This window comes from Achromobacter sp. UMC71 (assembly GCF_014170305.1).
GTDB lineage: Bacteria > Pseudomonadota > Gammaproteobacteria > Burkholderiales > Burkholderiaceae_B > Achromobacter.
Window position 1 is genome coordinate 182,500 of sequence record NZ_LZZT01000056.1, and the last position, 11,454, is coordinate 193,953.

Annotated in this window: 11 protein-coding genes and 1 pseudogene; 6 read left to right on the forward strand and 6 right to left on the reverse strand. The window is 69.1% G+C overall.

Annotation, left to right across the window (positions count from 1 at the left end; all coding sequences use genetic code 11):
- Window positions 1-61: 61 nt before the first annotated feature.
- Both A9974_RS27745 and A9974_RS27750 read right to left on the reverse strand, forming a co-directional pair.
- On the reverse strand, window positions 62-1,003 hold the full coding sequence (locus A9974_RS27745; RefSeq protein ID WP_183007376.1) for a FecR domain-containing protein: 942 nt from the start codon (window positions 1,001-1,003) through the stop codon (window positions 62-64).
- A 71-nt stretch (window positions 1,004-1,074) separates the two neighbouring features.
- Complete coding sequence (locus A9974_RS27750; RefSeq protein ID WP_183007377.1) at window positions 1,075-1,578, reverse strand: sigma-70 family RNA polymerase sigma factor; 504 nt, start codon at window positions 1,576-1,578, stop codon at window positions 1,075-1,077.
- A gap of 173 nt (window positions 1,579-1,751) precedes the next feature.
- Here A9974_RS27750 and A9974_RS29595 point away from each other — a divergent pair.
- Window positions 1,752-1,930: pseudogene (locus tag A9974_RS29595) on the forward strand (hydrolase); the annotation flags it as partial.
- A gap of 60 nt (window positions 1,931-1,990) precedes the next feature.
- Here the strand turns inward: A9974_RS29595 and A9974_RS27755 are convergent.
- Window positions 1,991-2,560: an XRE family transcriptional regulator gene (locus tag A9974_RS27755; protein ID WP_183007378.1), complete on the reverse strand. Its 570-nt coding sequence runs from the start codon at window positions 2,558-2,560 to the stop codon at window positions 1,991-1,993.
- A 38-nt stretch (window positions 2,561-2,598) separates the two neighbouring features.
- Between A9974_RS27755 and A9974_RS27760 the strand changes: the two genes are divergently transcribed.
- Window positions 2,599-3,480: a DMT family transporter gene (locus tag A9974_RS27760; RefSeq protein WP_183007399.1), complete on the forward strand. Its 882-nt coding sequence runs from the start codon at window positions 2,599-2,601 to the stop codon at window positions 3,478-3,480.
- A gap of 18 nt (window positions 3,481-3,498) precedes the next feature.
- On the opposite strand, the gene A9974_RS27765 is transcribed toward A9974_RS27760, so the two are convergent.
- Window positions 3,499-4,155: a GntR family transcriptional regulator gene (locus tag A9974_RS27765; RefSeq protein WP_183007379.1), complete on the reverse strand. Its 657-nt coding sequence runs from the start codon at window positions 4,153-4,155 to the stop codon at window positions 3,499-3,501.
- A gap of 243 nt (window positions 4,156-4,398) precedes the next feature.
- Between A9974_RS27765 and A9974_RS27770 the strand changes: the two genes are divergently transcribed.
- From A9974_RS27770 to A9974_RS27785, 4 genes are all read left to right on the forward strand, one after another.
- On the forward strand, window positions 4,399-5,382 hold the full coding sequence (locus A9974_RS27770) for a tripartite tricarboxylate transporter substrate binding protein (RefSeq protein WP_183007380.1): 984 nt from the start codon (window positions 4,399-4,401) through the stop codon (window positions 5,380-5,382).
- Window positions 5,383-5,405: 23 nt separating this feature from the next.
- Window positions 5,406-7,001 (forward strand): gamma-glutamyltransferase, encoded by a 1,596-nt coding sequence (gene ggt, locus A9974_RS27775; protein ID WP_220806148.1) that lies wholly within the window; start codon window positions 5,406-5,408, stop codon window positions 6,999-7,001.
- Between the two features lie 271 nt (window positions 7,002-7,272).
- A complete protein-coding gene (locus A9974_RS27780) occupies window positions 7,273-8,565 on the forward strand; it encodes a trypsin-like peptidase domain-containing protein (protein ID WP_370539691.1) in 1,293 nt (430 codons plus the stop codon).
- Between the two features lie 103 nt (window positions 8,566-8,668).
- Entirely contained in the window at window positions 8,669-9,925 is a 1,257-nt protein-coding gene (locus A9974_RS27785) for an arsenic transporter (RefSeq protein WP_183007381.1), read from the forward strand.
- A gap of 55 nt (window positions 9,926-9,980) precedes the next feature.
- Here the strand turns inward: A9974_RS27785 and A9974_RS27790 are convergent, their stop codons facing one another.
- Window positions 9,981-10,517 (reverse strand): thioredoxin family protein, encoded by a 537-nt coding sequence (locus A9974_RS27790; protein ID WP_183007382.1) that lies wholly within the window; start codon window positions 10,515-10,517, stop codon window positions 9,981-9,983.
- A 52-nt stretch (window positions 10,518-10,569) separates the two neighbouring features.
- The gene (locus tag A9974_RS27795) at window positions 10,570-11,259 is read right to left on the reverse strand and encodes a cytochrome c biogenesis CcdA family protein (protein WP_183007383.1); all 690 of its coding nucleotides are present in this window, start codon (window positions 11,257-11,259) and stop codon (window positions 10,570-10,572) included.
- Window positions 11,260-11,454: the final 195 nt, after the last annotated feature.

Here is an 11,454-nt window from a genome sequence, read left to right on the forward strand (position 1 = left end):
CCTATCTGACAGGCCGGATGAGAACGGGAAAGAGCAACCCCGCGACGAAAATATTCCGGGATCAACGCGGCACGATGCGCACCCAGTAGCGGGTGCGGGTGCGCAGCGCCACGGGCAGCGAGGCCGCCACGTTTTCCAGCACCGCGTCGGTATCGGCCAGGCGGAAGGCGCCCGACAGGCGCAGATGGGCCACCGCCGGATCGCAGGTGAGGCTGCCGCGCCGGTAGCGCGCCAGCTCGGCGATGAAGTCACCCAGCGGCTGGTCGATGGCCACCAGCCGGCCGTCGACCCAGGCAGCCTGCCCCTGCGACACCGGCTGGGGCACGGCGGCGGCGCGCGCCGTCAACAGGCTTTGCTGGCCGGCCGCCAGGCGCAACGCCACGGCCCCCGCGTCGGCGGGCTGCAGCAGCACCGCGTCCTGGAAGACCGCGACCCGCGTGGCGTGATCTTCGCGCCGCACCGAGAAGCGCGTCCCCAACGCGCGTACGCTGCCGTCTGGCGTCAGCACCTCGAACGGCCGGCGGCCGGCGTTGTCGGGCGCGGTCTGCACCAGCACCTCGCCCTGGTGCAGACGCAGCAAGCGGCGTTCGGACCCGTAGTCGACATCGACGGCGGATCCGGTATTCAGATAGAGCATGCCCCCGTCTGGCAAGGTCACGGTGCGCCGTTCGCCCGTATCGGTGCGCAGGCCAGCCGTCAGCACCCGCCAAGGCGGCGCGCTGTACAGGCCCAGGGCCGCGCCGCCCCCGGCCAGCAAGGCCAGGGTCAAGAGGCGCCGGCGCTGCTGCTGGCGGGCCGCCTGCAATGTGGGCAGCAGCACGTCACCGGGCACGCTGCCCAGGCGTTCCTGCAGGTCCAGCATGCGCGCCCAGGCCTGGCGGTGGCGAGCGTCGGCGTCCAGCCAGCGGCCCCAGCCGGCACGGAGGGCATCGTCGGCGTCCGTATCCTGCAAGGCCACGTACCAGCGCGCAGCGGCCTCGAGCGTTTCTGCGGAAATCGTCATGGATCAGCACGTCCGAACACGAAAGGGAGCCCCTAGGGCCTGTTCACACTAAAAGGCGCCTCGCACAGGCCCTACTCGGCGGCCAGCAACAGGCACTGCGTCAACGCGCGCACCATGTGCTTTTTGATGGTCGTGACGGACACGCCGAGCTTGGCGCCGACCTGGGCGTAGGTCAGGTCCTCAAACTGCACCAGCAGGAAGATTTCGCGGGTGCGCGGCCCCAGCTCGTCCAGCATGCGGTCGATGGCCAACACCGTTTCCAGCAGGATGGCGCGCGCCTCGGGCGAGATGGCGACCGGTTCGGGCCGCGCGGCCAGGGTTTCCAGATAGGCGCGTTCGATGGCCTGGCGGCGGTAGGCGTCGGTCGCCAGCCCGCGGGCAATGGTGGCCAGGTATTCGCGCGGCCGCAGAATGGCGTCGACGTTGCGGTTGGCCAGCACGCGCAGAAAAGTGTCCTGCGCCAGATCGGCGGCGCTGTCGCGGTTGCCGAGCTTGCGCCGCAGCATGCCCACCAACCAGGGATGGTGATCGCTGTAGAGCGCTTCAAGAGAGACGACGGGGGCCTGTTCTGACATGGGACGGACTTGACGCCCATGCAACCGAGCGGCTTAAGAATGAATATTATTCTCGATTCTAGCCGAGAGGCCAGCCACCGTGGCAGAGGAAAAAATCGGGCCGTTGCGGCAAACCCACGGCTGGCCGCTGCACGGGTCCCAATCGCGCCGCGCTTCACGTCCTGGGTCGGGCTTGCGGCCGGCGCAACATCGGGGCCAGCTTGACGGTGGATCCGCTGGGCGTGGTGATCGCCCAGGCGGGCGAGCAAGGGCCCTGGCATTCGCCGACCTGGGGCCCGCGCGCATCCGCGATGCCCGCGAGGTGCAGCCGGTGCTGAAGAACCGGCGTTTTGCGCGGCCTGAATTGGCGTAGCGGGATTTGCGCAGACATTGACGTCAGGCGCGGTGGCTTGCCGCCACCGCGCCTGACGCGTTATCTCAATACATTGCGCACGAAGCGCAGCGGCGTCTCGCCATCGTTGCGGTACGAATACGGCTGGGCGCTGCTGTAGATGACGAAATCGTTCGCCTGCACCTGCTGTTGCGCGCCCGACAGTTCCAGCAGCAGCGTGCCTTCGATGACGTAGATCATCTCGTGCCAGCCCGGCGGATCGGGTTCGGCGACATACGTTTCGCCCGGCCCCAGCGCCCATAGCCACAGTTGCGCCTCGCAGCTGGCGGGGGCCGCGCCCAGCAGCACCGCCTGGCTGCCCGGCCGCTTGCCACGCCAGGCGCGGGCCTCGATGCGGCGCCGTTCGCGCGCCGGGTCGCTGACCAGGTCCACGAACCCCACCTCCAGCGCCTGCGCCAGCTTGTCCAGGCTGGACAGGCTGATATTGGCCGTGCCGGCCTCCACGCCCGCGATCATGCGGCGGCTGATGCCCGAGGCGTCGGCCAAGGCCGTCTGGCTCAGGTCCGCCGCCTTGCGCAGCCGCTTCAAATTGGCCCCGACGTGCGTGAGGACATCACTCTCGGAATTAGTAATGTGCAGTATATTGCTCAAATTAGTGACACCTGAAGTCTGCCGTGAAGCCCAAATCGATGTTCGCCTTGTCGCGCCAGGAAATCGCCCTGGTGCTGGTCACCATGCTGTGGGGAAGCACGTTCCTCATTATCCATATCGCCATGCAGCATAGCGGACCGCTGTTCTTCGTGGGACTGCGCTTCACCATTGCCGGGGCCTTGTCGATGCTGCTGTTCCGCAAGCACATGGCCGGCCTGACGCGGCACGAGGCGGGCGCCGGCATCGCCATCGGCTGCGCATTGTTCCTGGGCTACTACCTGCAAACGCACGGGCTGCGCACCATCACCAGCAGCCAGTCGGCGTTCATCACCGCGCTGTATGTGCCGATCGTGCCGCTGTTGCAATGGGCCGTACTGAAACGCCCGCCCGGCCTGATGAGCTGGATCGGCGTGGCGCTGGCATTCACCGGCCTGGTGCTGCTGACTGGGCCCGAGGCCGGATCGCTGAATTTCAGCCCAGGCGAAATCGCCACGCTGGCGGGCGCCGCGGCCATCGCCGCCGAGATCATCCTGATCGGCCATTTCGCCCAGTCGGTGGACAGCCGCCGCGTCACCGCCGTGCAATTGCTGACGGCGGGGCTGGTGTCGTTTGCGCTGATGCCGGCGCTGGGCGAAGGCATCCCCGAATTCTCTTGGCTATGGGCGGGCGCCGCGATCGGGCTGGGGCTGGCCAGCGCGGTAATCCAGCTGACCATGAACTGGGCGCAGAAATCGGTGTCGCCCACCCGCGCCACGGTGATCTACGCCGGTGAACCGGTGTGGGGCGGCATCGTCGGCCGGCTGGCCGGCGACCGCCTGCCGGGGCTGGCGCTGGTGGGCGCCGCCTTGATCGTGGCCGGCGTGCTGGCCAGCGAAATGAAGTTCAAGCGCCGCGCCAAGCAGAAGCTGCGCGAGGCCTGACAGGCGTTTGCGAGACGTTCAGCCCGCCTGCTCCAGAAATGCCTGCAACGCCGGCACGGTGTTCAACACGTGCTGGCGCATCGCCGCTTCGCATTTGTCCGGGTCGCGCGTCTGCAACGCGTCGATCAGTTCCTGATGCGATTCGCGCACTCGCAGCACGCGGCCCGGCTGGGCCGCCCACAGGCGCATATAGGGTTCGACCACCGAGTGCAGCTCGGATATCTGGCGCAGCAGCCGTGGCTGCTGACAGAAGCTGCACAGGTATTCGTGGAAATCGCGGTGGGCGGTGGTCCAGTCCAGGTAGTCGCCCGAGCCTTGCTCCAGTTGATCCAGCATGCTGGCCAGGCGGCGCACATGTTCGGCGCTCATATTCAGCACGGCATTGCGCATGGCCAGGCCTTCCAGCACCGAGCGCATTTCAAAGACTTCGCGCATTTCCTGCTGGTTCAGCCCGCGCACCACGGCGCCGCGGTTGGCGCGGATATCCACCAGGCCTTCGGAGGCCAGGCGGCGCAGCGCGCCGCGCACCGGCATGCGGCTGGTGCCGATTTCAGTGGCGATGACTTCCGGGACCAGCCGGTGCCCTGGCGGGTAATTGCCCAACCGGATCTCGCGCTGCAGGTGCAGATAGGCTTCTTCTTCGGCGCTGACGGCTGTCTTCTGGAATTGCAGCATCTTCGTCCCCGGGTTCGCAAAGCCGCCATGATAGATAAACGCAAAAATAACACAAATTGGATCCAATGATCCATGGATGCAAATACCTATGGTCGCGGGCGGCCTGCTCGCGTCAAATCCAGTCTGGCGCGCCGGCCGTGCGCGCCCGCCGGAACCGCAACGGGCGCCAGACCCGCCCGGCGCAACCGCCGGGCCAGCCAGCCCGGGCACGTAGCCTGACTACACAGCGATCAAGGGGAATCCATGCAATTTCGTCTCATCCGGGCCTTAGGCGCCGCCGCCACGCTCTTCGCCGCCCAGGCGGGCGCCCAAACGGCCCCCGCCGCCACCGATTGGCCGCAGCATCCCGTGCGCATCGTGGTGCCCTTCCAGGCCGGTTCGGCCACCGACCTGATCTCGCGCCAGCTGGGCGCGGCGTTGTCCACCGAACTGGGCCAGCCCTTCGTGGTGGAGGCCCGTCCCGGCGCGGCCGCCGCGATCGGCAGCGCCTCGGTGGCGCGTTCGACGCCGGACGGCTACACGCTGCTGATGGGCGGCCCGGCCGCCATCGTCACCAACCGCTTCCTGCAAAAACGCCTGGCCTACGATCCTGACGCCTTCGCGCTGGTGTCGATGGTGGCCTACACGCCCAACATCCTGCTGGCCAATCCGCAACAGCCGTTCAAGACGCTGCCCGAAATGGTGGCCTACGCCCGCGCCAACCCGGGCAAGCTGACCTATGCCTCGTTCGGCACCGGCACCACGTCGCACATGGCCGGCGAGATGCTCAAGTCCGTGGCCGGTATCGACATCCTGCACGTGCCGTACAAGGGCGCGGGCGAAGCCATCCCGGCGCTGCTGAGCGGTCAGGTGTCGATGTACTTCGACACCATCATGACCGGCCTGCCGCAGGTCAAGAGCGGCGCGCTGCTGGCGCTGGGCATGTCCAATTCGCAGCGTTCGGCGCTGGCGGCCGACATCCCCACCATCGCCGAACAGGGCTATCCCGGCTACGACATCGCGCCGTGGTACGGCCTGGTGGCGCCGGAAGGCACGCCGGCCCCGGTGCTGGACAAACTGAACCGCGCCGTCAACAAGGTGCTTGCGGATCCCGTGCTGCGCGGTAAGCTCGCCGAAGCCGGCGCCGAGCCGCGTGGCGGCAGCCGCGAGGAATTCGCCGCCTTCATCAAAGCCGAAATTCCGCGCACCAAGCAACTGATCGACCAGGCCGGCATCACGCCGCAGTAATCACCCTTAACCATCCTTTGCCCATGTCTTCCCCCTTCGATTGGTCCTTCCCCTACGCCTCCCGAAAAATGCCGGTGCTGGCCGCCAACGCGGTCGCCACCAGCCAGCCGCTGGCGGCGCAGGCGGGCTTGCGCATGCTGCTGGCCGGCGGCAACGCCGTGGACAGCGCAATTGCCACCGCCATCGCCCTGACCGTCGTCGAGCCCGTGATGAACGGCATCGGCGGCGACATGTTCGCGCTGGTCTGGCACGAAGGGCGGCTGCATGGGCTCAATTCCAGCGGCTGCTCGCCGGCTGCGTGGACGCCCGAGTACTTCGCCGGCCGCGACGCCATGCCCGGCACGGGCTGGGGTACGGTCACCGTGCCGGGGCAGGTAGCCGGCTGGAAGGCGCTGTCCGACCGCTTCGGCAAGCTGCCGTTCGCGACGCTGTTCGAACCGGCCATCGCCTATGCCGAGGAAGGCTTTCCCGTCAGCCCCACCATTGCGCGCCAATGGGCCACGCAAATGCCCAAGCTGGCCAACGAGCCGGGCTTTGCCGAGGCCTTCCTGCCGCAAGGCCGGGCGCCGCAAGCGGGCGAATGGTGGCGCTTTCCCGACCAGGCGCGCACCTTGCGCGAGATCGCCGAAAGCGGCGGCGACAGCTTCTACCGCGGCGCGCTGGCCGCCAGGATCGCCGACTTCGCCGCCCGCACCGGTGGCGCGCTGACCGCCGCCGACCTGGCCGAGCATCGCGCCGACTGGGTCGAGCCGATCTCGCAATCGTTCCGCGGCTACGAACTGCACGAAATCCCGCCCAGCGGCCAGGGCATCTCGGCGCTGATGGCGCTGGGCATGCTGGACCAGTTCGACCTGGAAGCCATGGGCCGCGACAGCGCCGACTACTACCATGTCAGCATCGAAGCCATGAAGCTGGCGTTCGCCGACCTGCACCAGCACGTCGCCGACCCGCGGCACATGCGCACCGATGCGCGCGCCCTGCTCGACCCGGCCTACCTGGCCGACCGCGCCCGCCTGATCTCGATGGACCGCGCCGCCGTGCCGGTGGCCGGCACGCCCGCCACCGGCGGCACGGTGTACCTGACCGCCGCCGACGCATCCGGCACCATGGTGTCGTTCATCCAGTCCAACTACCACGGCTTCGGGTCCGGCGTGGTGGTGCCGGGCACCGGCATCAGCCTGCACAACCGCGGCCTGAATTTCGTGCTGACACCGGGCCACGCCAACCAGGTGGCGCCGCGCAAGAAGCCGATGCACACCATCATCCCCGCCTTCGTCACGCGCGGCGGCGAGCCGGTGATGTCGTTCGGCGTCATGGGCGGCTCGATGCAGGCGCAAGGCCATCTGCAGATGATGACGCGCCTGGCGGCCTTCGGCCAGAATCCGCAGGCCATGAGCGACGCGCCGCGCTTCCGGGTCGAGAAAGGCCCGGTGGTCAACGTGGAAGCGCACCTGCCCGCCGATGTGGTGCAGACGCTGCGCCAGCGCGGCCACAACGTGGCCGTGGCGCCGGCCGACAGCCTGGAATTCGGCTCGGCCCAATTGATCTGCCGGCTGCCGCAAGGCGGTTATGTGGCGGCGTCGGACTCGCGCCGCGACGGCCAGGCCGTCGGCTTCTGAAGACGGGCAGCAGCACGCGGCGCCAGGTGGCGCCGGCCAGCGCTTGCCCTGACGCATCCCTGCCGGCCCTGGCCGGCAGAAATCGGCGATACCGGCCACGAAGCGGGCTTTATCGGTCATATGGGCGACGCGGCGCGCGGCGATACTGGCGCGCTGATCTCCCACACAGGCCCAGCCTGCCGGCCCCATGCCCTTGATCCCGTGCGCGCTTGCGAGCGCGCGTTTGTCCCGCCGCACGGCGCGCGCCCTGATATTGGCCGCCGCGCTTGCCGTGTCCGCGCTCGCCCCGGCCGCCCAGGCTGCCCTGCCGATGGCCGTGGACGGCCAGCCGCTGCCCTCGCTGGCGCCGATGCTCGAACGCGTAACCCCGGCCGTCGTCAACATTTCGGCCCAAGGCGACAGCCGCCAGGCGCCCGCCTTCGGCCAGGCCGCGGGGGCGGGCCGCCAGAGCATCGGCTCGGGCGTCATCGTCGACGCGGCCCAGGGCAACATCCTGACCAACCATCACGTCGTGCGCGGCGCCACGTCCATCCGCGTGTCGCTGCAGGATGGGCGCAGCTTCACCGCCACGGTGGTCGGCAGCGATCCGGACACCGACCTGGCAGTGCTGCGCATTCCGCCGGATAAGCTACAGGCGCTGACGCTGTCGGATTCCAGCGATCTGCGGGTGGGCGATTTCGTGGTCGCCATCGGCGACCCCTACGGCCTGGGCCAGTCCGCCTCGTCGGGCATCGTCTCGGCGCTGGAGCGTTCCAGCCTGCGCGCGGCCGGCTACCAGAACTTCATCCAGACCGACGCCTCCATCAACCCCGGCAACTCCGGCGGCGCGCTGGTCAACCTGAATGGCGAGCTGGTCGGCATCAACACCATGATCTACACGCCGTCCGGCGGCAACGTCGGCATCGGCTTCGCGATTCCGTCCAACCTGGCCGGCGAAGTCATGCGTCAGCTGCTGCAACACGGGCAGGTGCAGCGCGGCGGGCTGGGGCTGGATACCGTGGACGTCACGCCGCGCAATGCCCGCCAGTTGGGCCTGGCGCCCGGCACCACCGGGGTGGCGGTGGCCCGCGTGGCGGACGGCTCGCCGGCGCAGCAGGCGGGCGTACAGGCGCGCGACCAGATCCTCGCGGTGGACGGCAAGGCCATCGCCACCAGCGCCCAGCTGCGCAATGCCGAAGGGCTGCTGCCCGTGGGCAAGCAGGTGCGGCTGACGCTGCTGCGCGCCGGCCAGCGCACCGAAGCCGTGCTGCGCATCGAACCCGAAAAGAACGAGCGGCTGCACGGCGGTGCGCTGGACGCGCGGCTCAATGGCGTGGAGTTCGCCGAGATCGGCCGTGACCAGCGCCTGAAGGGCAATGATGGCGTAGCGGTCAGCGCCACCTATCCCGACCGCGGTCCGGTCGCGGCGCGGATGCAGCGCGGCGACATCATCATCGGCGTGAATCAGCGGCCCGTCAGCCGGCTGGCGGACCTGCGCGGCCTGCTTGCCGGCGCGGCGCAGGGGCAGCCGCTGCTGCTGACGCTGGTGCGCGGCCAGGCGATGTATACCTTGCAGGTCAATTGACCGTCGCCCGCCGGCAACAGCCGGCCGGGCGCGGCATGGTCCCCCGGGGCCGGGCGGGCGATAATCCCCGCTCCCTGGCCTTTGCCCCACCGCCGCTGCATCCATGCCTTTCCCTGACGCCTCCCTTGCCCTCTGGGCCGTTTCCGCCCTGGCGATCGTCGGCATCCTGCTGCGCCCCTGGAACCTGCCCGAATACGCCTGGGCCGCCGGCGCCGCCGCGCTGCTGACGGCGACCGGCCTGATTCCCTGGCAGGCGGCGCTGGGCGCAATCGGCAAGGGCCTGGACGTCTACCTGTTCCTGATCGGCATGATGGTGCTGGCCGAACTGGCGCGCCAGCAGGGGCTGTTCGACTGGCTGGCCATGGTGGCCGCGCGCCACGCCCGCGGGTCCGCGCGGCGGCTGTTCGATCTGGTATTCCTGGTGGGCATCCTGGTCACCGTATTCCTGTCCAACGACGCCACCGCCGTGGTGCTGACGCCGGCCGTGTACGCGGCAGCCAAGGCCGCCGGCGCGCGGCCGTTGCCGTACCTGTTCATCTGCGCCTTCATCGCCAACGCCGCCAGCTTCGTGCTGCCGATCTCCAACCCGGCCAACCTGGTGGTGTACGGCAGCCAGATGCCGCCCCTGCTGGACTGGCTGCGGCAGTTCACCCTGCCGTCGCTGGCGGCCATCGGCCTGACCTATCTGGCGCTGCGCTACACCCAGCGCGACGCGCTGCGCCAGCCGCTGCGGGCCGACATCGCGGCCCAGCCGCTCAGCGCCGGCGCGCGCCTGACCGGCCTGGGCATCCTGCTGACCGCGGCCGTGCTGATGCTGGCGTCCGCCTTCCATGCCGACCTGGGCCTGCCGACCTTCATTGCGGGCCTGGCGACCGCGGCGGGCATCCATGTGCACCAGCGTATCAGCCCGCTGCCGGTGCTGCGGCACGTGGCCTGGGGCGTGCTGCCGATGGTGGCCGGCCTGTTCGTGCTGGTCGAAGGCCTGGCCGAGAGCGGCGCGATCGACGCGCTGGCGCGGGCGCTGGTGCAACTGGCCAGCCAGTCGGCCGGCCAGTCCCTGTGGGGCGCCGGCATCGTGTCGGCGCTGGCCAGCAACCTCATCAACAACCTGCCCGCCGGCCTGATCGCGGGGTCGGTCGGCCAGATCGCCCACCTGCCCGCGCAGACCACCGGCGCGCTACTGATCGGCGTGGACCTGGGGCCCAACCTGTCCATCACCGGCTCGCTGGCGACGCTGTTGTGGCTGATCGCGGTACGGCGCGAGGGCCAGCACGTCAGCGGGCTCGCCTTCCTGAGGCTGGGCGCGCTGGTGATGCCGCCGGCGCTGCTGGGCGCGTTGCTGGCGCTGGCCGCCGGCTAGCGCCAAACGCCTGGCGGCCTTGCCGTCAGGCTGCGCGGCCGGCGCGGCGCCCGTTTCAAGGCTGCGCCAGCAGCCGCTGGATCTCGGCCTCGGTCTGGGCATAGTTCCCTTCGCCGAAGTGGCGGTAAACCACATTGCCCTGCTTGTCGATCAGATAGAACGCCGGCCAGTACTGATTGCGGTAGGCGTCCCAGGTCTTGTACTGGTTGTCCTGCGCCACCGGATAGCCGATGCCGAAGCGCTTGATGGCGTCCTCGACGTTCCTGGTGCTGCGCTCGAACGGAAACTCCGGCGTGTGCACGCCGACCACCACCAGCCCCTTGTCCTTGTATTGCTGATGCCACTGCTTCACGTACGGCAGCGTGTTGATGCAGTTGATGCAGGTATAGGTCCAGAAATCGACCAGCACCACCTTGCCGCGCTGGCCGGCCAGCGTCAGCGGTTCGCTGTTCAACCAGGTCTGGATGCCGGTGAACTCCGGCGCGGGCGCCGGCGCCGATGCGGCATGGGCGGCCGAGCCCAGCAAGAGGCTGGCCAGGGTCAGCTTGACGGCAACAAGGACACGTTGGGCGGGGATACGGGTGAACATCATGGTGTGCTCCTTCAAAGGTCGAAAGCCGGGACAAGCCGGCACGGCAAACGGGTCACGGGAAAAGGCGGCTGATCCAGGCGTAGGCCAGCACGTCGTACTGAAAATGGATGGCGATGGCCGAGGCCACCAGCAGCACGCCGAACACGCGTTGCAGCCGCACGGCGTGGCGGGCGATGGCGCTTACCCGCCGCGCGGCGAAACTGCCGCCATAGGCGATGGCCAGCATCGGAATGCCCGCCCCCAGGCCGTAGGCCAGCAGCAACAGGCTGGATTGCCCCAGGTCTTCGGCACGCGCGGCCAGGATCAGGATCGACGCCAGCACCGGCCCGGCGCACGGGGTCCAGACAGCGCCCAGCGACATGCCCAGCAAAAAGCCGCCGGCATTGCCGTCGCCGCCCTTGCCGCCCAGCCCGATCACGCCCTGCAACGGACCGCTCAGGCGCGCCGCCAGCCAGTCGTAGGGCTGTGGCCAGATGCGCGCCAGCCCGAACAGCGCCAGCAACACCACCGATACCGAACGCACCGCCTCATGGGCCGATTCCACGGCGTTGGACAGCAGGCTGAGCGCGATGCCCAGCCCGGAAAACGCCAGCACGAAGCCCAGCACGATGCACAGGGGCCGCAACCGGCCCGATCGTTCGACCGCGCTGCCCAGCAGGATCGGCAACAAGGGCAGCACGCAGGGCGAAGCCACCGTCAGCATGCCGGCGGCCAGCGCCAGAGGGGTGTTGATGAGGGTCATGGTGCAGCGGTCCGTTTCGTCTCGATGACCGCATTGGACGCGCGCCGGGTATCTGCCCTGTGCCTGGCGAGGGGCTTTTTGCACCGTTTTTGTATCGTGCGGGGGTCTGCATACACTACGACACACTTCGCGCCGCAGGCGGGGCTATAACCTGCCGGACACCCCTGGCAGGAGCCCGCCATGTCCCCCGTCCCC